Here is a 20,278-nt window from a genome sequence, read left to right as displayed (position 1 = left end):
GACAGGATCGCGTACTTATTCGAAAAGGAGTGCGTCGGCGACGGCTAGCAGGGGGCAATGGAGAAACCAGTGCGGGGCCGAATGTACCACCTGAGTTTCGGAGCGTCTAGCCCTGAATAACGAAAAGGCCCCGCAATGTGCGGGGCCTTTTTGATCACGCTTTGATCGACGCTTAGATGTTGGCGTCGAGGAAGGCAGCCAGTTGCGACTTGGACAGTGCGCCGACCTTGGTCGCTTCAACGTTGCCGTTCTTGAACAGCATCAGGGTCGGGATACCACGCACGCCATGCTTGGCCGGGGTTTCCTGGTTTTCGTCGATGTTCAGCTTGGCAACGGTCAGCTTGCCTTTGTAGGTTTCAGCAATCTCGTCCAGAACAGGAGCGATCATTTTGCATGGGCCGCACCATTCAGCCCAGTAGTCGACCAGTACAGCGCCTTCGGCCTTGAGGACGTCGACGTCGAAGCTAGCGTCGGTGACGTGTTTAATAAGATCGCTGCTCATGGAAGTCTCCAGGTTGTAAGCAAAAAAACGTGGCCCATCATAGCCGCCCTTCCTTCGTTCAGGAAGGTGCAGATGATTGAGTCTCGCTATGGTGGTCCATGAGTTTGGGTATAGCTCAAGACAGGGAGGGCCGGGACCGGAGGCAGCAGATTTCGGTACGCAATGCGACATTTGGCGCGGTCACTGGCATTACTGTGCTGGATCAACGCTTTGAACACTGCGCGTTGGCGCCAGCCTTTGATCGTGGCACGATGTCGAGGTTATCGACCGAGACCCCCTGACCATGCCGCAATCCCAAGCCAAGAATCTGTCCCTGATCGCCGCAATCGACCTGGGCTCCAACAGCTTTCACATGGTCGTGGCCAAGGCCCAGAACGGCGAAATCCGTATTCTCGAGCGTCTCGGGGAGAAGGTCCAGCTGGCCGCCGGCATCGACGAAGAGCGCCATCTCAACGAAGAATCCATGCAACGCGGGCTCGACTGCCTCAAGCGTTTTGCCCAACTGATCAACGGCATGCCCCCGGGCGCCGTGCGCATCGTCGGCACCAACGCCCTGCGCGAGGCCCGTAACCGCGCCGAATTCATCCGCCGCGCCGAAGACATCCTCGGGCACCCGGTGGAAGTCATCTCCGGCCGTGAAGAAGCGCGCCTGATCTACCTCGGCGTGTCCCACACCCTCGCCGACACTCCGGGCAAACGCCTGGTGGCCGACATCGGCGGTGGCAGTACCGAATTCATCATCGGCCAGCGCTTCGAGCCGCTGCTGCGCGAAAGCCTGCAAATGGGCTGCGTCAGCTACACCCAGCGCTATTTCAAGGACGGCAAGATCACCCCGGCCCGTTACGCCCAGGCGTACACCGCGGCGCGGCTGGAGATCATGAGCATCGAGCACGCCCTGCACCGCCTGACCTGGGATGAAGCCATCGGCTCCTCGGGCACCATCCGCGCCATCGGCCTGGCACTGAAGGCCGGCGGCCACGGCACGGGCGAGGTGAATGCCGAAGGCCTGGCCTGGCTCAAACGCAAACTGATCAAGCTCGGCGATGTCGATAAAATCGACTTCGACGGCATCAAGCCTGACCGCCGGGCGATTTTCCCGGCCGGTTTGGCGATCCTCGAGGCTATTTTCGACGCCCTCGAACTCCAGCGCATGGACCACTGCGAAGGTGCCCTGCGTGAAGGTGTGCTCTACGACCTGTTGGGTCGCCATCATCACGAAGACGTCCGTGAGCGCACGCTCAGTTCGTTGATGGAGCGTTATCACGTCGATCAGGAACAAGCGGTGCGGGTCGAGCGCAAGGCGTTGCACGCCTTCGATCAAGTGGCCAAGGATTGGGGCCTGGATGACGGTGTCTGGCGCGAACTGCTCGGCTGGGCCGCCAAGGTCCACGAAGTGGGCCTGGACATCGCTCACTATCAGTACCACAAGCATGGCGCCTACCTGATCGAACACTCGGACCTGGCCGGGTTCTCCCGCGAGGACCAGCAAATGCTGGCGCTGTTGGTGCGTGGTCACCGACGCAACATTCCCAAGGACAAATTCGCCGAGTTCGGCGATGACGGCATCAAGCTGATTCGCCTGTGCGTGCTGCTGCGTTTTGCGATCCTGTTCCATCACATCCGCGGCACTCAGCAAATGCCTCAGGTGGAACTGCACGCCAATGGCAACAGTCTGGAGGTGGTGTTCCCGGACCAATGGCTGGACGACAACCAACTGACCCAGGCCGACTTCGCCATCGAAGCGGAATGGCTCACCCGTGTCGACATTGTCCTGAACGCCCGCTGAAACTGAAAAAGGCCTTCTTCGGAAGGCCTTTTTTATGCTCGCGATTCAGCAAGCGACACAATCCCCTGTGGGTTAACGAACGGTCAGGATCGGACTGCCCAAACGCTCCAGCAACGTCGCCTGCGCACTGCGCGGGTTCTGGTTGCCGGTCGGCGTGTTGCGGATGTAACGACCGTCCGACTGCAGGCTCCAGCTGTGGGTGTTGTCGGTGAGGTACAGCTCCAGCTCCTTCTTGACCCGCACAATCAGCTTGCGACCTTCCACCGGGAAGCAAGTCTCGACGCGCTTGTCGAGGTTGCGCTCCATCCAGTCGGCACTGGAGAGGAACATCTGTTCGTCGCCGCCATTGAGGAAGTAGAAGACCCGGGTGTGCTCCAGGAAGCGGCCGATGATCGAGCGCACATGGATGTTGTGCGAAACCCCGGCGATGCCCGGACGCAGGCAGCACATGCCGCGTACGACGAGGTCGATACGCACGCCCGACTGGCTGGCCTTGTACAGCGCGCGGATGATCTTCGGATCGGTCAGCGAGTTGAACTTGGCGATGATGTGCGCCGGTTTGCCGTCGAGAGCGAACTGAGTCTCCCGGGCAATCATGTCGAGCATGCCCTTCTTCAGCGTGAACGGCGCATGCAGCAGCTTCTTCATGCGCAGGGTTTTACCCATGCCGATCAATTGACTGAACAGTTTGCCGACGTCCTCGCACAAAGCGTCGTCGGAGGTCAGCAGGCTGTAGTCGGTGTAGAGGCGCGCGTTGCCGGCGTGATAGTTGCCCGTGCCCAAGTGCGCGTAACGAACGATTTCGCCCGCCTCGCGACGCAGGATCAGCATCATCTTGGCGTGGGTCTTGAAACCGACCACGCCGTAAATCACCACCGCACCGGCCGCTTGCAGACGGCTGGCCAGTTGCAGGTTGGACTCTTCGTCGAAGCGTGCGCGCAATTCGATCACCGCCGTGACCTCTTTGCCGTTACGCGCGGCATCCACCAGCGCATCGACGATTTCCGAGTTGGCACCCGAACGGTACAGGGTCTGGCGGACGGCCAGAACGTGCGGGTCCTTGGCGGCCTGACGCAGCAGGTCGACCACCGGGGTAAACGATTCGAACGGGTGCAGCAGCAGGATGTCCTGCTTGCTGATCACGCTGAAGATGTTTTCGCTGTTTTGCAGCAGCTTCGGGATCTGCGGCGTGAACGGCAGGTATTGCAGCTCGCGCTGGCTGTCCAGGCCGGTGATGCTGAACAGACGCGTCAGGTTCACCGGACCGTTGACTTGATACAGCTCGGACTCGCTCAGGTTGAATTGCTTGAGCAGGTAGTCCGACAGGTGTTTCGGGCAGGTATCCGCCACTTCCAGACGCACCGCGTCACCGTAGCGACGCGAGAACAACTCGCCGCGCAATGCACGGGCCAGGTCTTCCACATCTTCGGAGTCCAGCGCCAGGTCGGCGTTTCGGGTCAGGCGGAACTGGTAGCAGCCCTTGACCTTCATGCCCTGGAACAGGTCATCGGCGTGAGCGTGGATCATCGACGACAGGAACACATAGTTGTCGCCGGCGCCGCCGACCTCTTCCGGCACCTTGATCACGCGCGGCAGCAGGCGCGGTGCCGGGATGATCGCCAGACCGGAATCGCGACCGAAGGCGTCGATGCCTTCGAGTTCGACGATGAAGTTCAGGCTCTTGTTCACCAGCAACGGGAACGGGTGCGTCGGGTCGAGGCCGATCGGGGTGATGATCGGCGCGATCTCGTCGCGGAAATAACGGCGCACCCAGGTCTTGAGCTTGGTGGTCCAGTAACGACGACGGATGAAGCGGACCTGATGTTTTTCCAGTTCCGGCAACAGGATGTCGTTGAGGATCGCGTATTGGCGGTCAACGTGACCGTGCACCAGTTCGCTGATGCGGGCCAGGGCCTGATGCGGCTGCAGACCGTCGGCGCCGGCTTGTTCACGGGCGAAGGTGATCTGCTTCTTCAGGCCGGCCACACGAATTTCGAAGAACTCGTCCAGGTTGCTGGAGAAGATCAGCAGAAATTTCAGCCGTTCCAGCAAAGGGTAGGACTCATCCAGCGCCTGTTCCAGCACGCGAATGTTGAATTGCAGTTGCGAGAGCTCGCGGTGGATGTACAGGCTGCTGTCATCCAGACCGGGAATGGCAATCGCCGGCGCCGCGGCTGCGGCAGCGGTTTCGGCCACCACCGCGGGCGGAGCAGGCTCCAGCTCCGGTGGGGTTTCGGCGATTTGCTCGACCAGGGGTTGAGCCTCTTTTACGGCAACTTCAGTGAGTCCTTCGGTATTCATGGAATGTTCCTGGGAGGGCTATTTTTGCTCTCGTAACAGTTGAGCGGCGCGGACGGCAAAGTAAGTCAGGATGCCATCGGCGCCTGCACGTTTAAAAGCGGTCAGGGATTCGAGAATCACCCCTTCGCTCAACCAGCCATTCTGGATCGCCGCCATGTGCATGGCGTATTCGCCGCTGACTTGATAAACAAACGTCGGCACTTTGAATTCTTCTTTGACCCGGTAAAGGATGTCCAGGTACGGCATGCCTGGCTTGACCATGACCATGTCCGCGCCTTCTGACAAGTCCGCCGCCACTTCGTGCAGGGCTTCGTTGCTGTTGGCCGGGTCCATCTGATAACTGGCCTTGTTGGCCTTGCCCAGGTTCAGCGCCGAACCCACCGCATCGCGGAACGGGCCATAGTAGGCGCTGGCGTATTTTGCCGAATAGGCCATGATCCGCACGTTGACGTGATCAGCCAGCTCGAGGGCTTCGCGGATCGCCTGGATGCGGCCGTCCATCATGTCCGAGGGAGCCACCACTTGGGCGCCGGCCTCGGCGTGGGACAGGGCCTGGCGGACCAGTGCATCGACGGTAATGTCGTTCTGCACGTAGCCTTCTTCGTCGATGATGCCGTCCTGACCGTGGGTGGTAAACGGGTCAAGGGCAACGTCGGTGATCACTCCAAGTTCCGGAAATTGCGCACGCAGGGCGCGAGTGGCGCGCTGGGCGATACCGTTCGGGTTCCAGGCCTCGGCGGCGTCCAGTGTCTTGAGCTCCGGCGGCGTGACCGGGAACAGCGCCAGCGCCGGAATCCCCAGTTCGACCCATTTGGCCGCTTCTTCCAGCAACAGGTCGATGGTCAGGCGTTCGACACCCGGCATCGAGGCCACCGCTTCGCGACGGTTTTCACCGTCCAGGACGAACACCGGCAGGATCAGGTCATCGACGGTCAGAACGTTTTCACGGACCAGTCGACGCGAAAAATCATCACGACGGTTACGGCGCAGGCGGGTTGCGGGGAACAGACGGTTGGCGGGGGTAAAGCTCACGGCAGACTCCTGAGCCCGCGCTTACGGGCGAGCGTGACAGTTATAAGCGGCCATTATGACGAACGTATTACAGTTATGTGCACCCCTGTAACAGGTAGCCGCATTCCATTGTCGTTGTAGGAAATGTTCACGTCGAGACACATTTGGACACTTTCATGAATGTGCACGAAGGGTTAGGCTGCGCGTTCATTTCGCCAGCACCCAGACAATGCTCCAACAATTTCTGCATGACTTCGGCTACTTTGCCCTGTTTCTCGGCACGTTCTTCGAAGGCGAAACCATTCTTGTGCTCGCCGGCTTCCTCGCGTTCCGCGGATACATGGACATCAACCTGGTGGTGGTCGTGGCGTTCTTCGGCAGTTATGCCGGTGACCAGCTGTGGTACTTCCTGGGGCGCAAGCACGGGCGCAAATTGCTGGCCCGCAAGCCGCGCTGGCAGATGATGGGCGATCGGGCGCTGGAACATATCCGCAAGCACCCGGACATCTGGGTGCTGAGCTTCCGCTTTGTCTACGGTTTGCGCACGGTGATGCCGGTGGCCATCGGCCTGTCAGGTTATCCGCCGGGACGTTATCTGCTGCTCAACGGCATTGGTGCGGCGATCTGGGCGGCAGCCCTGGCGGCGGCGGCTTACCACTTTGGCGCCGTGTTGGAAGGCATGCTCGGCAGCGTCAAGAAGTACGAGCTGTGGGTGCTCGGCGCGTTGCTGGTACTGGGCCTGGGCCTGTGGCTGCGTCGGCGTTTCAAGAATGCCCGTCTGGCGAAGAAAATTTACGCCGACGAGCAAGCCCTGAAAGCCGCCAGGGCTCACGCCGAAGTGCCTAAGACGCCAAGCGAGTGAAGCGGTTTCTGCAACAGTAGAGACCGATAGCGCTAAGCAGACTGTAACTGAGCAGGCCGATCCAGCCCACTGTGCTGGCCGGCCACAGCCCGACCACTGGCGCCAGCCATACCAACGGCACGTTCGATGCCAATCGCAGCAGCTCCAGCTTCAACGCCCACGGGCGATTCTCCAGGGCCACGCCCAACGTAAACAACCCCAGCGCCACCGCACTCCAGCCGAGTACCAATGCGGCGGTTGGCAAGCTGCGCTCCAGATTCATCAAGTAGCTGCCCAACGCGATGTAGGCGCAGAACTGTAGCGCCACATACAGTTGCTGACGGCCGTCCAGCGGCACCTCGAATTTGCGGAACAGGTTCAAGTCGGGCTTGTTCATCGGGTACCTGGCCGCCACATCCGCCGGACGCCAACCGGTGCGCATGAACCAGATCCGCAGTTTGTCCCACGTGCGCTCGGCCCGCCGCGCGTCATCCCACAGTTGCACATAAAACTGCACGTTGGCCCACAGCGGATTCCAGCTCGCCAACGGCGTGGTCACACCGAAAATCACCGGCTCGTTATCGTCTTCTTCCTGGAATGAGCCAAACAGACGGTCCCAAATAATGAACACCCCGCCGTAGTTGCGATCCATGTAGAGAGCGTTCTGCGCATGGTGGGCCCGATGATTGGACGGCGACACGAAGAACCATTCGAACCAGCCAAGCTTGGGAATGTGCCTGGTATGGACCCAGAACTGATACAGCAGATTCAGCGCCGCGACGCTGACGAACACCAGCAGTGGCACGCCGAGCACCGCCATCGGCAGGTAGAAAATCCAGCCCAGCAGGAAGCCGGTACTGGTCTGGCGCAACGCCGTGGAGAGGTTGTACTCCTCGCTCTGGTGATGCACCGAGTGCGCGGCCCAGAGGATATTGCGTTCGTGGCCCATGCGGTGCAGCCAGTAGTAGCAGAAGTCGTAGAGGACAAAGGCCAACACCCAGACCCAGACGCTGTCGGCCGACAGCTCGAACAGCGCCACATGCTCAAGGGCAAACCCATAGGTGAGCAGCCCGACACCCTTGGTCAACAGGCCCGTGGTGGTCGACAGCACACCGGTGCTCATGCTGTTGATCGCATCGGCCACGCGATAATGACTGACCCCGCGCCAACGATCAGCCAGCAGTTCGACAGCGATCAGCACAATGAAAAACGGCACCGCATACAGAATGAAGTCCATGACGCGCCCTGATCGGAATCTTGAGGACAGATGCTAGGTGTAGCCGCCCATTTACCCTATGGCAACGAGCGACAAATTAGTGGACATTTAACGCCATGAATCTGGAGAACAACCCATGAGCAAAAAAATTGCAGTGATCCTTTCCGGCTGTGGCGTGTACGACGGCGCCGAGATCCACGAAAGCGTGATTACCCTGCTGAGACTGGACCAGCGTGGCGCTCAGGTGCAGTGCTTTGCGCCGAACATTGCGCAATTGCATGTAATCAATCACCTGACCGGAGAGGAAATGCCCGAGTCGCGCAACGTACTGGTGGAATCGGCGCGGATCGCCCGGGGCAATATCAAGGACATTCGCGACGCCGACGTCGACGATTTTGATGCGTTGATCGTTCCCGGCGGATTTGGCTCGGCCAAGAACCTGTCGAACTTTGCGATTGAAGGTGCGGGTTGCACGGTACAACCGGATGTCCTGGCGCTAACCGAAGCATTCGCTGAAGCGGGCAAACCGGTCGGTTTGATGTGCATCTCGCCCGCGCTGGCGGCGAAGATCTATGGCCCGGGGGTTAACTGCACCATCGGCAACGACGCCGAGACCGCGGCAGCCATGAACAAAATGGGTGCGACGCATACTGATTGCGCGGTGACCGAAATCGTCGAGGACCGGGCGCGCAAACTGGTGAGTACACCGGCGTATATGCTGGCGCAGAGCATCAGCGAAGCCGCGTCCGGCATCAACAAAATGGTCGACCGCGTCCTCGAGCTGACCCACGAAGACGACGCCTGACCCGATCTAACTGTGGGAGCGAGCCTGCTCGCGAAGACGGACTGCCAATCAACATCATCGTTGGATGTGCTGACCCCTTCGCGAGCAGGCTCGCTCCCACAGGGTTCACTGTCTGGTTCATTGTTTACGGGTCAGCCGGGTGAGTATCCGGTCCAGCGCATTGGCAAACGCCTGCTTCTCGCGATCACCAAACGGTGCCGGCCCGCCGCCCATCTGCCCCTGTTCACGCAGATCGGTGAACAGGTTGCGCACCGCCAGCCGGTCGCCCATGTTCTGCGCATCGAACTCCTTGCCTCGCGGGTCCAGCGCGGCCACGCCCTTCTTCACCAGGCGATCCGCCAGCGGCACGTCGCTGCAGATCACCAGCTCACCCGGCACCGCGTGCTCCACCAAGTAGTCATCAGCGGCGTCCGGGCCACTCGGCACCACGATCAACTTCACCAGCGCCAGCCCCGGCTTGATCTGCGGCTGCCCCGCCACCAGCACCACTTCGTACTGGCGCTTGAGGGCGAATTTCACCACCAGATCCTTGGCCGCCCGAGGGCAGGCGTCAGCGTCGATCCAGACTCGCATCATGTTTTCCTCTTCCAAAAAAAATCGCGAGCAAGCTCGCTCCCACAAGGTTAACCCTAAACCTGTGGGAGCGTGGCTTGCCCGCGATCACGAGCGCAGCGAATGCCGTTAAGAGGCAGTCACCCGCTGCTTCTCCGCCATCCGACTGCGGCTATACAGCACAACGATCGCAATGATCGCCAGCGCCTGAGCACTCAACGAATACGCATCCGCATGAATGCCCAGCCAGTCAAAATCAAAGAACGGCACCGGCCGGGTGCCGAAAATACCCGCTTCCTGCAACGCCTTCACGCCATGCCCGGCGAACACCACCGACAACGCGCACAGCAGGCCAGCGTTGATGCTGAAGAACAACGACAGCGGCAACTTCGCCGACCCGCGCAAGATCACCCACGCCAGACCCACCAACAGCACCAGCGCCGTCGCGCCGCCGGCCAACACTGCGTTGTGCCCGGCAGGCCCGGCCTGCAGCCACAGGGTTTCGTAGAACAGAATCACTTCGAACAACTCGCGATACACCGAGAAGAACGCCAGGATCGCAAAGCCGAAACGCCCGCCGCCGCCCACCAGGCTGCTCTTGATGTAATCCTGCCACGCCGCCGCATGGCGACGGTCGTGCATCCATACGCCGAGCCAGAGCACCATGACTGCGGCAAACAGCGCCGTCGCGCCTTCCAGCAATTCGCGCTGCGAGCCGCTGACATCGATCACGTACGCCGCCAGCGCCCAGGTCCCCAGACCGGCCAACAATGCCAGGCCCCAGCCGACGTTGACGCTGCGCACAGCCGATTGCTGGCCGGTGTTGCGCAGGAAGGCGAGGATCGCCGCCAGCACCAGAATCGCCTCCAGGCCTTCACGCAGCAAAATCAGCAAACCGGAGATGTAGCTCAAGGTCCAGCTCAGGCCATCGCTGCCCAGCAGGTCGGCGGATTCCTTCAGCTTGGCCTTGGCCGTGTCCAGACGCTGCTGGGCCTGAGCCACCGGCAAACCGTCCTGCAACGACTGACGGTAAGCCATCAACGACTTTTCAGTGTCTTTGCGCACGTTGGCGTCGACGTTGTCGAGAGAGCTTTCGACCAGCTCGAAACCTTCCAGATACGCTGCCACAGACAGGTCATAGGCCTGATCGTGATCGCCGGCACGGTAGGCGGCGATGCTCTTGTCCAGCGTCGCCGCGGTGTAATCGAGCAACTGCGCCGGGCCGCGCTTGACCTGCGGCGGTTGCGCCCGTTGCGCACGGAACGTCGCAGCGGCTTGTGGGCCGTCAGCGGCCTGCACTTCGGCCGGAGTCTGACGCCCGAGGTCGGCGATGTTGTAGGTCTTGTCGGATTTTGCAGCCGCCGGATCGGCGCTGAAGCTGGCGATGTAGGTCGCCAGGTCCCAGCGCTGACGATCATCCAGCTGATCGGCGAAGGCCGGCATGTCGGTGCCTTCAACCCCCAGGCCCAGCGTGCTGTAGAGCGCGTAGAGGCTCAGGTGATCCAGGCGTGTCGCATCACGCAGATTGGACGGTGGCGGCGTTAGCCCCACGCCCGCCGGGCCATCACCGGCCCCAGCATCACCGTGGCATACCGAACAGTGTTGGGCATACAGCGGCGCACCGCGGGTCGGGTCCGGCGTAATGATCGGTGCCTGGCTGACTTCATAAGTCACGGCCAGTTTCGCACCCAGCTGCCGGGCCTGACGAGAGACGTCCGCGCCGTCCTGACGGGCAGCGATGGCACTGCGCAGCGAACCGACGCCCTGCTCCAGACCCGCCTTCTCCTGCTTGGCCGGCATCGCCGCGATCAGGCCCTGCAACGTCTTGATGGATTCCAGCTGCCCGCGGTACTCGGACTCATCAATCACCTTGCCCGCTTGCACGGTTTGCGGGTAGTCCGCGCTGATGAAGTCGAGCAAATGCAGCGCTTGCGGTGCGCCTTCCAAGGTGTCGGCCAGCAGATTGAAACTGCACAAGGCAAACAGCGGAAACACCAGCCAGGCCAGTAAACGGGACGGGGCAGTCATGAATGAATCTCAATTGGTAATACGAAGTAACACATTGTTCCCTCCCAATCACTTTCACTCAAGCTTTGTCTGCAAGAAGAGATCAGAGGAAGGGGAACAAAGTGCCATCATTCTCCTCTATAGTTTGCCGCCTCTTGGCGGCTTATCTTCAAGGAAGACACACAGCACATGGCCACCCGCCTGCGCTTCATATTTGTACTCGGTGCCTGCTTGCTACTGAGTGGTTGCCCTACCATGCGGGACTACAACGCGGAGCTGAGCGAGACCCTCGACTATTTCAAAGCCGGCCAGGTCGACTCCGCCGTTGCTGTACTGGACCGAAACAATCCCATTGCCCCGGGCGACCTGCTCTATAACTTTGAGAAGGGCGAACTGCTGCGGCTCACTGGCGATATGACCGGTAGTTACGCCAGTTGGGATTACGCCGACCGGCTGATTGAGGGGTGGGAAAACTCGCCACTGTTCGGCACCTTCAAAGCCTTCACCGAGTTCAACAGTTACGGCGCCAATGACAAAGTGCGTTTGTACGATGGCTACGACTTCGAGAAGGTCGCCCTGACCACGCAAATGGCCCTGACAAGCCTGTCCAGTGCCGACGTCGAACTCGCTCGGGTGATGATCAAGAAAACCCACGAGCGCGAGGCAACCATTGCCGAAAAGCGCGACTTGCAATATCTGGCACTGGAGAACCAGGCCCAGGAACAAGGCGCGGCCCTGAAATACCAGAACCTTCAGGGCTACCCGGTGGCGACCCTTGATGCGCCCGAAGTGATTGCCCTGAAAAACAGCTACCAAAGTGCGTTCAGTCATTACCTGGCAGGTTTCGTCTATGAAACGCTGAACGAAAAAGACCTCGCCGCGCCGGGGTATCGCAAGGCCATTGAGTTGCGCCCCAACACACCGCTGCTGGAGCAGGCGCTGCGCAATCTCGACAAATCGCCGCTCAAGGCCGGCGAAAGCGATGTCTTGCTGATCGTGCAAACCGGCCTGGCACCTGCACGCAACTCGGTGCGCGTGCCGATTTCGGTGGATGTCGAGGGCGAAACCTACATCACCAACATGTCGTTCCCGATCCTTGTCTCCGATACCTCTACGCCACCGGTGGACTTCGTCATCGTGGACGGCAAAAAACACAAGCTGACCTTTCTCAACAGCTATGGCGACATGTCGCGGCGCACCTTGCGTGACGACATGCCGGGCATCATCCAGCGCACGCTCCACCGCGCCCGGTCCAATGTCGAGTACCTGGCCTATCTGAAAAAACACAAACCCGAGAAAATTGAGGAGACGCTCCTGCAGCAAACTCAACGCGAGGATGCGGACACACGAGGCTGGCGCACGCTACCGGACAGGACGCTGGTCGCTCGCCTGCGACTCAAGAAAGGCGAGCATCAACTGACCCTGCCCAATGCCCCGGAACAAGCTCCGGTCAGGTTCAGGATCGACCAGCCCCATCAAGCCTTCAGCCTGCGCGCAGTGACTAACCGGATTTTCGCCGCCGATGTTGCTCTGGAGCTCAACCCCCCTTACGCACCGCAGGCTGTCACCAGCCGCGCTCAACCCTGAACGGAGATCTTCATGGGATTGAAATGCATCGCCATTGTCGCGCTGGCCCTGTTGGCCGGTTGCGCCACCCCACCGCCACCGGAACCGGGCAGTGCTGCCAGCAAAGTCCTGGCCACGGGACCGATCGAGGACCTGGCTATCGGCCCGATGCGCATGGCCCGGGAAAACGGTTTCCTGACCGTCAGCACGCAGCTGAGCAACGCCGACACCCGTAACAAAACGCTCTACTACCGCTATCTGTGGCTCGGACCGGAAGGTTTTCCAGTGGCCGAAGCCGAGTCCTGGAAAAGCCTGACCCTGTATGCCGAGCAGACGAGTTTCCTGCCGGCGATCGCTCCCGTGCCACAAGCCGTGGATTTCCGTCTGGAGATCAATACACCGTGAACCGTCCACACGAGAACCTGCCCATGTTTGTACGCTTGTCGTTCCTTGCCTTGAGCGCCCTGCTGATCGGCGGCTGCGCGGCCAATAAGTCGCCGGTGCTGGGCAGCGGCAACATCAGTTACGGCGACCCGAAAGCCGTGGAACTGGTGACCAACGAATTCGGCTCCACCGACCTGCAGATGATCGCTGAAAGCATGACCCGCTCGCTTGCCCAGTCCGGGGTCCTGAAAGGTCGGCCGGTGGTTCAGGTGTACGACGTGCGGAACAAGACCAGCGAGTACATCGACACGCGCGACATCACCACGTCGATCAAGACCCAACTGATGCGCTCCGGCACCGCACGCTTTGCCAGTGATAACACCGACATGCAGAGCCAGGTCGATCAACTCAAGCTGCAAAACCAGAGCGGCCTGTACAAGAAAAGTACGGTGGCCAAAACCGGCAACATGATCGCCGCCCGTTATCGCCTGGAAGGCTCGATCAGCTCGATCATCAAGCGCAGCAACGATTACAAGGACGTCTTCTACAAATTCAGCCTGCAATTGATCGATGTCGAAAGCGGGCTGGCCGAATGGATGGACGAGAAAGAAATCCGCAAGACCACGGAGCGCTAAGCAATGCGTGCATGGATTGGCATCATGGCCCTGACTTGCGCCCTGGGCGTTCAGGCCGCCCCGAAAATCGCTGTCACCGACATCGCCTACGAGGCCAGCGTGGATCAATACGTCCACGTGATTTCGTCCCGTGACGATCATCAGCAGGACTATTACGGCGCCAGCGGCTCGTCCAGTTATGACGAGTACACGACCCAGAACAGTTATCTGGAACAGACCGAAATCCGTCGGTTCAGCGGTGATATCAAAGGTCAGATGCTCAAGACCGGCATGTTCCAGCTGATTCAGGGGACGCCCTACACCGCCAACGCCAAACGCGATGTGTATGACGTGATCAAACGCATCAAGGCCGGTGATTTCGAAGGTGCTGACTACGTGCTGTTCGGCACGCTGTCAGACATCGACTTCACCCAGGACATGAACGAGCTGGCCAACACCGACAGCTATTCGGCGGTGCTGGCGCTGACCCTGGTGGCGGACTTCAGCCTGATCAACACCAAGACCTACGAGATCACCTCGGCCTTCACCGCGATGGGTGAGGCTCAAGACACCAAACTGGTGAATGATCGGGACACCCACGTCTCGCTGAACCGACCCCGGGTGGTGCGCGAAGTGTCCAGGTCACTGGGTGAGGATGTGGCGCGGCAATTGAGCGAGCAGCTCGGGGATGGCAGTTATCAGCCGTCGGGGCAACCCGAGCCGCGCAACGACCTGCCAGCGGATACCGCGCCGGTCATTCTGCGCTGACGCCTGAAATGAAAAAGGCGACCGTTAAAGGTCGCCTTTTTTGTGCCTGACAGCGTTTACACCGCGGCTTTACGCAGCGTCGCCATAAATGCCGCTGCGCCAATAAACAGCCCGGCAAACGTGCGGTTCATGCGTTTTTGCTGCTGGGGTGTGCGCAATAGGCGCAGCACCTTGGACGCCAGCCCGGTGTAACCGGCCATGACGATCAGGTCGACGCAGATCATGGTCACGCCGATGATCAGGTACTGGGCCAGCAACGGTGCATGCGGATCAATGAACTGCGGCAACACCGCGAGCATGAACACCAGCGCCTTGGGGTTGCTGATGTTGACCAGGAAACCACGGAACACCAGCGCCATCGGCTTGCCGATCTGACGCACAGCCGCGTCATCGCTCATGTCGCTGGGCAACGCGCGCCATTGCTTGATGGCGAGGTACACCAGGTACGCCACGCCGAACCATTTGATCGCATAGAAGGCGGACGCTGAAGCGGTGAGGATCGCGCCCACGCCAGCGCCGACAATCGCGATCTGCACCGCCAGGCCCAATTGCAGGCCCAGGGCATTCCAGTAACCGCGCCAGAAACCGTATTGCAGACCGCTGGACATCGACGCAATGGCGCCGGCACCAGGCGACAGACTGATCACCCAGCAGGCGGCAAAAAACGCCAGCCATGTTTGAAGCTCCATTGCACACCTCGACTCAGACTCGTGACAGACGTCTAAGCTAATGCGGCTTTGGGCGGATGACTATCGATTTTTTGCCGGATGTTGCGGCTGCCGACCAGCGTTTGCAGCCCATTTTGTGAACGACCAAAAAATAGTGTGGGAGCGAGCCTGCTCGCGAAGGCGGCATGTCAGGCAACAGAAGCCTTACTTTTCAAACCCGCTCGAAGGGAATACATCACTCCCCCGCCAGCGCCGAACCGAGCGCTGGAAGAACAGGCTGTTAGGCACCTGAACCATCGCACTGCCAGTCCCGAGTTCTTCCGCTTCGATCAACGTGGTGTACAGCAGATTGATCGCCACCACCCGGCCTTTGACGCCAGGCTTATCGGTGGTGTCCACCAACTCGACCACGTCGCCGAGGCGAAACGGGCCGACGGTGAAAATCAGGATCGCGCACAGCAGGTTGGAAAGCACACTCCACATGGCGAAGAACGCCACCGCCGCCACCGCGACGAAACCGGACAACGCGGTCCAGAGTACGGTGGCTGACACGCCAAGGCGTTCCAGCACGAAAATCAGCGCGCTGCCCATGATCAGCCAGCGCAGCCCGCCCCGCAGCGGCATCAGCAACTGCGGCGGAAACGGATAGCGCTCGCCCAGCCGGGTCAGGCCCTTGGCCACAAAGCGTTGGGTGAAGTAGCCGGCCAGTAGAATCAGCAGAATCTGCACGACCAGCCAGAGGGGCTCGATCCACACCGCCGGCAACGGCAGCTTGAACGCCTCCATCAAGACAGTGCCTCCAGCTCCGCCTGCATGCTTTCCAGCAGTTCCAGCGCTTCCATCCAGGATTCTTCCAGCTCTGCTTCACGCACCTTCAGCTTGGCCTGTTCAGCCAGCAGATCGCGCAGATCATTCTTGCGCGCCGGTTCGTAGATATCGCTGTCGCCAAGGCTGGCATCAATCTTCGCCAGCTTCTCGTGCAGCTTGCCCAGCTCGGCTTCCAGCTTGTCAGCCTCACGCTTGTGCGGCGCCAGTTGCTGACGCAACGCAGCAGCGGCCTGGCGCTGGGCCTTCTTGTCGGTTTTGTCCGGATTGACCGGCGTGGTGTTGACCGGCGCATTGCGCTGGCGATAGTCGACCAGCCAACGGGCGTAGTCTTCCAGGTCGCCGTCGAATTCCTCGACCTTGCCGTCCGCCACCAGATAGAAATTATCGGTCGTGCTTTTAAGCAAATGACGATCGTGGGAAACCACCAGAACCGCACCACTGAACTCCTGTAGCGCCATGGTCAATGCCAGGCGCATTTCCAGGTCCAGGTGGTTGGTCGGTTCGTCGAGCAGCAGCAGGTTCGGCCGATCCCAGGCGATCAACGCCAGGGCCAGACGGGCCTTTTCGCCGCCGGAGAAATTCAGCACCGGCTCATCGATGCGCGCACCACGGAAGTCGAAACCACCGAGGAAGTCGCGCAGGGTCTGCTCACGCTCGGTCGGGGCCAGACGCTGCAAGTGCAGCAACGGGCTGGCCTTGGCGTCGAGAGAGTCCAACTGATGCTGGGCGAAGTAACCCACGACGGTGTTTTCGCCACGGGTCAGGCGACCGGACAACGGTTCGAGCTCACCGGCGAGGTTCTTGATCAGGGTCGATTTACCAGCGCCGTTAGGGCCGAGCAAACCGATGCGCGCGCCAGGGGTCAGTTGCAGCTTGACCTTTTCCAGCACGGCTTTGTCGCCATAACCCAAACGGGCATCGGACAGGTCGATCAGCGGACTGGAGATTTTCTGCGATTCACGGAAGACGAAATCGAACGGCGAATCGACGTGGGCGGCGGACAGTTCTTCCATCCGCTCCAGCGCCTTGATCCGGCTCTGGGCCTGACGGGCCTTGGTGGCCTGGGCCTTGAAGCGGGCGATGTAGCTTTCCATGTGCGCACGTTGCGCCTGCTGCTTCTCGTAAGCCTGTTGTTGCTGGGCCAGACGTTCGGCGCGGGCGCGTTCGAAAGCGCTATAGCCACCGCGGTACAGCGTGATCTTGCGTTGATCGACGTGAGCCACGTGATCGACCACGGCATCGAGGAAATCCCGGTCGTGGGAAATCAGCAACAACGTGCCGGGGTAACTTTTCAGCCACTCTTCGAGCCAGATGATGGCGTCGAGGTCCAAGTGGTTGGTGGGTTCGTCGAGTAGCAACAAGTCCGAAGGGCACATCAAAGCCTGCGCCAGATTCAGACGCATCCGCCAGCCACCAGAGAAATCTCCTACCGGACGATCCATCTGCTCGTTGGTGAACCCAAGGCCGGCCAACAGCTTTCTGGCACGGGCGTCGGCGGTGTAACCGTCGGCGCTGTCGAGTTCCGAGTGCAGGCGGGCCTGAGCGGCACCGTCATGGGCCGCTTCGGCTGCGGCGAGGTCGCGTTGCACCTCACGCAGGCGCAGGTCGCCATCGAGCACGTAGTCGACCGCCAGGCGTTCGAGCGTCTCGATTTCCTGGCGCATATGGGCGATGCGCCAGTCGGCCGGCAGGAAGCAGTCACCCGAGTCCGGGTGCAGTTCGCCCCGAATCAAGGCGAACAGGCTCGATTTGCCGGCGCCGTTGGCACCGATGAGGCCGGCTTTGTGGCCGGCGTGCAGGGTCAGCTCAGCGTCTTCTAGCAGACGTTGAGGGCCACGCTGTAAAGTCAGGTTCTGAAGTCGAATCATAATGGCGGCGGAGTCTACCAGCTTCGCTCGCAACTGGCGCGAGTAGCACTATGTCCTCTGACCTGTGGAGCTTTTCCCTGACGACTTACGCCCGTCCCGGCGTTGAACGCGCGTGCCTGCAGTTGCAGTCGGATGGCGTCAATGTGTGTTTGCTGCTCTGCGCAGCATGGCTGGGACAGCGTGGCGTCGCCTGCAATGAACAGCGAATCAAGCTACTGCGCACAGTGGCGGAGCCCTGGGATGGGGATGTCGTGCAACCGTTGCGCGCCTTGCGCATGCGTTGGAAAGTCGTCGCGACTGACGATGCCGAGCTGAAAAAGCTGCGTGAACACGTGAAGGCACTGGAGTTGGAAGCCGAGCGGCATCTGTTGTTGCGGCTGGAGCGAACGGCGCAGAGCTGGCCGCAGGGTGAGGCGACCGATCTGACGGCCTGGTTGGAAGGTGTGGCGGCAGGCGCCGCCAACCTGGACCGCGACGCGCTGCATCAGCTGCGCGTCGCGGTAACCGGCACTTAGGAAGCGCTGGTTGGGGTGGTGCTGGCGCTCGACGGGGCGGCTGGCGTTGGCGCAGGCGTGGCTGTCGAGGTGGTAGCTGCGGGTGCAGCCGATGCTGCTGGCGCTGGAGTCACTGGCTTGGCAGCGGGCGCTGGGGTCGGCTTGGCAACGGCAGGTTTTGCAGCAGCTGGTTTGGCTGCTGGTTTTGCAGCGGCAGGTTTAGCTGCTGGTTTTGCAGCCGGTTTAGCAGCGGCTGGTTTAGCTGCTGGTTTAGCGGCGGCTGGCTTGGCGGCAGCGGCTGGCTTGGCAGCAGCCGGTTTCGCGGCTGGTTTGGCTGCAGCTTTTACAGCAGGTTTAGCAGCGGGTTTAGCGGCGGCTTTTACAGCCGGTTTAGCAGCAGGTTTGGCAGCAGCTTTTACAGCCGGTTTCGCGGCAGGCTTGGCAGCAGCGGTTCGCGCAGCAGCTGGCTTGGCAGCAGGTTTTGCAGCAGCCGTTTTGGCGGCAGGTTTGGCAGCCGGTTTAGCGGCTGTGGTTCTTGCTGCAGCAGGTTTGGCAGCAGGCGATTTTGCAGCTGGCTTGGCGGCAGCGGTTCTCGCAGCAGCTGGCTTGGCGGCAGGTTTCGCAGCGGCAGTTTTAGCGGCCGGTTTGGCAGCGCTGGCAGCGGCTGGGTTTTTTGCAGCGGCAGGTTTTGCAGCAGCTTTAACCGGAGCCTTGGCAGCAGGCTTGGCCGGTGCTTTTGCAGCAGCCGGTTTGGCGGCGGTTTTCTTGGCAGGTGTAGCAGCAGGTTTGGCCGCACGCAGGGACAACGCCTTGCCGACAGCCTCTTGAACACGACCGACGCCCTGGGCCAGTTTCAGGCTTTCTTGAGCATCGCGCTTGAGTTGCAGAATGTAGGCACGGGTGTCGGACTGACGATCCTTGAGGGCATCGAGCACGTCTTCGAGTTGCTGCACGCCGTCCTTCGCCTTGGCTTGTGCCTTGGCTTTGCCGGCCGACGCAGCGTCCTGCAATTTGGTACGGGACTTGTGCAATTTTTCCTGCGCTTTTCCGCGCTGCTTTTCCAGTTTGGCGAGCAGTTTTTCTGCATCAGCCAAGGCTTGGGAACAAGCATTTTCCAGATGCTCGAGCAGGCTGCCCGAGAGTTGTTGGAGTAAGTGCAACGGGGTATTTACAGGCTTCTTGGTGGCCGACATGGTTTACCTCCTGGCTGACGTGGGTGCGGCTCATACTAGACCTCTGCTGCTACCGCCGCTAGGGCATGTTGACAGTATCGAAAGCGTTGCGTTGCAACGGATCGAAAAACTTCTGCGCTTGCGCAAAACCAGTTCACCTTTGTGCCCATTCTCACTGGCATAATCCACCGCATTCCAGGTCGGAGAGTGCCCATGTCGCGCTACCTTTTTCTATCGCTGTGCGTGTTTTTTTCAGTGGCTCAAGCCGACGAAAAAACCTCCGCAAATAACCCTCACGATCTTGCTTACAGCCTGGGCGCGAGCCTCGGTGAACGCCTGCGTCAGGAGGTCCCCGATCTGCAACTTCAGGCACTGCTGGAGGGTCTGCAACAAGCGTATCAAGGCAAGCCACTGGCGTTGAAGGACGAGCAGATCGAGCGAATCCTGGCCGAGCATGAAGCCCAGCTCGCCGAGCAGCCGGCGCTCCCGCAAAGCGAAGCCGCACTGGAAAAAGAGCAGCGCTTTCTCACCGAGGAAAAAGCCAAACCGGGTGTTCGCGAATTGGCGGATGGCGTGTTGCTGACGGAGCTGACTCCCGGCACCGGCGCCAAGGCCGGCCCTAATGGCAAGGTCCAGGTTTTGTATGTCGGGCGCCTGCCGGATGGCACGGTGTTCGATCAGAACAGTCAGCCGCAGTGGTTCAGTCTCGACAGCGTGATCAGCGGCTGGCGCAGCGCACTGCAAAATATGCCGGTCGGTGCGAAATGGCGCTTGGTGATTCCATCGTCTCAAGCCTATGGCGCGGACGGCGCCGGCGACCTGATCGCACCGTTCACCCCGCTGGTATTTGAAGTCGAATTGCGCGGCGCTACCAGCTGAATTACAGGCATAAAAA

General features: G+C 60.5%; 19 protein-coding genes. 9 read left to right on the top strand and 10 right to left on the bottom strand.

Going from position 1 to position 20,278, the window contains the following annotated elements:
- Positions 1 to 172: 172 nt before the first annotated feature.
- A complete protein-coding gene (gene trxA / locus ACWKV5_RS27240; protein ID WP_008150340.1) occupies positions 173 to 502 on the bottom strand; it encodes a thioredoxin TrxA in 330 nt (109 codons plus the stop codon).
- 283 nt (positions 503 to 785) lie between these two features.
- On the opposite strand from trxA, the gene ppx reads away from it, so the two are divergent.
- A complete protein-coding gene (ppx, locus tag ACWKV5_RS27235) occupies positions 786 to 2,288 on the top strand; it encodes an exopolyphosphatase (protein ID WP_483843776.1) in 1,503 nt (500 codons plus the stop codon).
- A gap of 72 nt (positions 2,289 to 2,360) precedes the next feature.
- Here ppx and ppk1 read toward each other — a convergent pair whose 3' ends face one another.
- Both ppk1 and hemB read right to left on the bottom strand, forming a co-directional pair.
- Entirely contained in the window at positions 2,361 to 4,589 is a 2,229-nt protein-coding gene (ppk1, locus tag ACWKV5_RS27230) for a polyphosphate kinase 1 (RefSeq protein WP_483843775.1), read from the bottom strand.
- 18 nt (positions 4,590 to 4,607) lie between these two features.
- Positions 4,608 to 5,621, bottom strand: a complete 1,014-nt coding sequence (hemB, locus tag ACWKV5_RS27225; RefSeq protein WP_027926437.1) for a porphobilinogen synthase — start codon at positions 5,619 to 5,621, stop codon at positions 4,608 to 4,610.
- A 208-nt stretch (positions 5,622 to 5,829) separates the two neighbouring features.
- On the opposite strand from hemB, the gene ACWKV5_RS27220 reads away from it, so the two are divergent.
- Positions 5,830 to 6,462, top strand: coding sequence for a DedA family protein (locus ACWKV5_RS27220; RefSeq protein WP_483843774.1), 633 nt, complete (start codon positions 5,830 to 5,832; stop codon positions 6,460 to 6,462).
- Here ACWKV5_RS27220 and ACWKV5_RS27215 read toward each other — a convergent pair.
- Positions 6,443 to 7,678 (bottom strand): sterol desaturase family protein, encoded by a 1,236-nt coding sequence (locus ACWKV5_RS27215; RefSeq protein ID WP_483843773.1) that lies wholly within the window; start codon positions 7,676 to 7,678, stop codon positions 6,443 to 6,445. The genes ACWKV5_RS27220 and ACWKV5_RS27215 overlap by 20 nt on opposite strands.
- A gap of 115 nt (positions 7,679 to 7,793) precedes the next feature.
- Here ACWKV5_RS27215 and elbB point away from each other — a divergent pair, with 115 nt between their 5' ends.
- On the top strand, positions 7,794 to 8,462 hold the full coding sequence (gene elbB / locus ACWKV5_RS27210; protein ID WP_483843772.1) for an isoprenoid biosynthesis glyoxalase ElbB: 669 nt from the start codon (positions 7,794 to 7,796) through the stop codon (positions 8,460 to 8,462).
- Positions 8,463 to 8,579: 117 nt separating this feature from the next.
- On the opposite strand, the gene ACWKV5_RS27205 is transcribed toward elbB, so the two are convergent.
- Both ACWKV5_RS27205 and ACWKV5_RS27200 read right to left on the bottom strand, forming a co-directional pair.
- On the bottom strand, positions 8,580 to 9,035 hold the full coding sequence (locus ACWKV5_RS27205) for a YaiI/YqxD family protein (protein ID WP_483843803.1): 456 nt from the start codon (positions 9,033 to 9,035) through the stop codon (positions 8,580 to 8,582).
- A gap of 108 nt (positions 9,036 to 9,143) precedes the next feature.
- Entirely contained in the window at positions 9,144 to 11,042 is a 1,899-nt protein-coding gene (locus ACWKV5_RS27200; RefSeq protein ID WP_483843771.1) for an FTR1 family protein, read from the bottom strand.
- Positions 11,043 to 11,210: 168 nt separating this feature from the next.
- On the opposite strand from ACWKV5_RS27200, the gene ACWKV5_RS27195 reads away from it, so the two are divergent.
- The 4 genes from ACWKV5_RS27195 to ACWKV5_RS27180 are packed head-to-tail and all read left to right on the top strand — an operon-like array spanning position 11,211 to position 14,353.
- Positions 11,211 to 12,608: a COG3014 family protein gene (locus ACWKV5_RS27195; RefSeq protein ID WP_483843770.1), complete on the top strand. Its 1,398-nt coding sequence runs from the start codon at positions 11,211 to 11,213 to the stop codon at positions 12,606 to 12,608.
- Positions 12,609 to 12,620: 12 nt separating this feature from the next.
- On the top strand, positions 12,621 to 12,992 hold the full coding sequence (locus tag ACWKV5_RS27190) for a YcfL family putative periplasmic lipoprotein (RefSeq protein WP_483843769.1): 372 nt from the start codon (positions 12,621 to 12,623) through the stop codon (positions 12,990 to 12,992).
- A gap of 23 nt (positions 12,993 to 13,015) precedes the next feature.
- The gene (gene lpoB, locus ACWKV5_RS27185) at positions 13,016 to 13,606 is read left to right on the top strand and encodes a penicillin-binding protein activator LpoB (protein WP_483843802.1); all 591 of its coding nucleotides are present in this window, start codon (positions 13,016 to 13,018) and stop codon (positions 13,604 to 13,606) included.
- Between the two features lie 3 nt (positions 13,607 to 13,609).
- The gene (locus ACWKV5_RS27180; protein WP_483843768.1) at positions 13,610 to 14,353 is read left to right on the top strand and encodes a penicillin-binding protein activator LpoB; all 744 of its coding nucleotides are present in this window, start codon (positions 13,610 to 13,612) and stop codon (positions 14,351 to 14,353) included.
- Positions 14,354 to 14,409: 56 nt separating this feature from the next.
- Here ACWKV5_RS27180 and rhtB read toward each other — a convergent pair whose 3' ends face one another.
- From rhtB to ACWKV5_RS27165, 3 genes are all read right to left on the bottom strand, one after another.
- On the bottom strand, positions 14,410 to 15,042 hold the full coding sequence (gene rhtB, locus ACWKV5_RS27175) for a homoserine/homoserine lactone efflux protein (RefSeq protein WP_027926427.1): 633 nt from the start codon (positions 15,040 to 15,042) through the stop codon (positions 14,410 to 14,412).
- Positions 15,043 to 15,225: 183 nt separating this feature from the next.
- Entirely contained in the window at positions 15,226 to 15,807 is a 582-nt protein-coding gene (locus ACWKV5_RS27170; protein ID WP_027926426.1) for a mechanosensitive ion channel family protein, read from the bottom strand.
- A complete protein-coding gene (locus tag ACWKV5_RS27165; protein WP_483843767.1) occupies positions 15,807 to 17,717 on the bottom strand; it encodes an ATP-binding cassette domain-containing protein in 1,911 nt (636 codons plus the stop codon). The genes ACWKV5_RS27170 and ACWKV5_RS27165 overlap by 1 nt, the downstream gene beginning before the upstream one ends.
- 50 nt (positions 17,718 to 17,767) lie before the next feature.
- Between ACWKV5_RS27165 and ACWKV5_RS27160 the strand changes: the two genes are divergently transcribed.
- Entirely contained in the window at positions 17,768 to 18,232 is a 465-nt protein-coding gene (locus ACWKV5_RS27160) for a TIGR02444 family protein (RefSeq protein WP_483843766.1), read from the top strand.
- Here the strand turns inward: ACWKV5_RS27160 and ACWKV5_RS27155 are convergent.
- Complete coding sequence (locus ACWKV5_RS27155; protein ID WP_483843765.1) at positions 18,229 to 19,404, bottom strand: AlgP family protein; 1,176 nt, start codon at positions 19,402 to 19,404, stop codon at positions 18,229 to 18,231. The genes ACWKV5_RS27160 and ACWKV5_RS27155 overlap by 4 nt on opposite strands.
- Before the next feature lie 192 nt (positions 19,405 to 19,596).
- Between ACWKV5_RS27155 and ACWKV5_RS27150 the strand changes: the two genes are divergently transcribed.
- Entirely contained in the window at positions 19,597 to 20,262 is a 666-nt protein-coding gene (locus ACWKV5_RS27150) for an FKBP-type peptidyl-prolyl cis-trans isomerase (RefSeq protein WP_483843764.1), read from the top strand.
- Positions 20,263 to 20,278 lie beyond the last annotated feature (16 nt).

Source organism: Pseudomonas oplopanacis (genome assembly GCF_057128725.1).
The sequence above is the reverse complement of the archived record's forward strand: the minus strand, read 5'-3'. Positions and strand labels throughout refer to the sequence as shown.

What these genes read in the sequence shown, in the direction of transcription:
- trxA (WP_008150340.1), bottom strand. Translation starts at nt 502, where the DNA reads ATGAGCAGCGATCTTATTAAACACGTCACCGACGCTAGCTTCGACGTC.
- ppx (WP_483843776.1), top strand. Translation starts at nt 786, where the DNA reads ATGCCGCAATCCCAAGCCAAGAATCTGTCCCTGATCGCCGCAATCGAC.
- ppk1 (WP_483843775.1), bottom strand. Translation starts at nt 4,589, where the DNA reads ATGAATACCGAAGGACTCACTGAAGTTGCCGTAAAAGAGGCTCAACCC.
- ACWKV5_RS27220 (WP_483843774.1), top strand. Translation starts at nt 5,830, where the DNA reads ATGCTCCAACAATTTCTGCATGACTTCGGCTACTTTGCCCTGTTTCTC.
- ACWKV5_RS27215 (WP_483843773.1), bottom strand. Translation starts at nt 7,678, where the DNA reads ATGGACTTCATTCTGTATGCGGTGCCGTTTTTCATTGTGCTGATCGCT.
- elbB (WP_483843772.1), top strand. Translation starts at nt 7,794, where the DNA reads ATGAGCAAAAAAATTGCAGTGATCCTTTCCGGCTGTGGCGTGTACGAC.
- ACWKV5_RS27205 (WP_483843803.1), bottom strand. Translation starts at nt 9,035, where the DNA reads ATGCGAGTCTGGATCGACGCTGACGCCTGCCCTCGGGCGGCCAAGGAT.
- ACWKV5_RS27200 (WP_483843771.1), bottom strand. Translation starts at nt 11,042, where the DNA reads ATGACTGCCCCGTCCCGTTTACTGGCCTGGCTGGTGTTTCCGCTGTTT.
- ACWKV5_RS27195 (WP_483843770.1), top strand. Translation starts at nt 11,211, where the DNA reads ATGGCCACCCGCCTGCGCTTCATATTTGTACTCGGTGCCTGCTTGCTA.
- ACWKV5_RS27190 (WP_483843769.1), top strand. Translation starts at nt 12,621, where the DNA reads ATGGGATTGAAATGCATCGCCATTGTCGCGCTGGCCCTGTTGGCCGGT.
- lpoB (WP_483843802.1), top strand. Translation starts at nt 13,016, where the DNA reads ATGTTTGTACGCTTGTCGTTCCTTGCCTTGAGCGCCCTGCTGATCGGC.
- ACWKV5_RS27180 (WP_483843768.1), top strand. Translation starts at nt 13,610, where the DNA reads ATGCGTGCATGGATTGGCATCATGGCCCTGACTTGCGCCCTGGGCGTT.
- rhtB (WP_027926427.1), bottom strand. Translation starts at nt 15,042, where the DNA reads ATGGAGCTTCAAACATGGCTGGCGTTTTTTGCCGCCTGCTGGGTGATC.
- ACWKV5_RS27170 (WP_027926426.1), bottom strand. Translation starts at nt 15,807, where the DNA reads ATGGAGGCGTTCAAGCTGCCGTTGCCGGCGGTGTGGATCGAGCCCCTC.
- ACWKV5_RS27165 (WP_483843767.1), bottom strand. Translation starts at nt 17,717, where the DNA reads ATGATTCGACTTCAGAACCTGACTTTACAGCGTGGCCCTCAACGTCTG.
- ACWKV5_RS27160 (WP_483843766.1), top strand. Translation starts at nt 17,768, where the DNA reads ATGTCCTCTGACCTGTGGAGCTTTTCCCTGACGACTTACGCCCGTCCC.
- ACWKV5_RS27155 (WP_483843765.1), bottom strand. Translation starts at nt 19,404, where the DNA reads ATGTCGGCCACCAAGAAGCCTGTAAATACCCCGTTGCACTTACTCCAA.
- ACWKV5_RS27150 (WP_483843764.1), top strand. Translation starts at nt 19,597, where the DNA reads ATGTCGCGCTACCTTTTTCTATCGCTGTGCGTGTTTTTTTCAGTGGCT.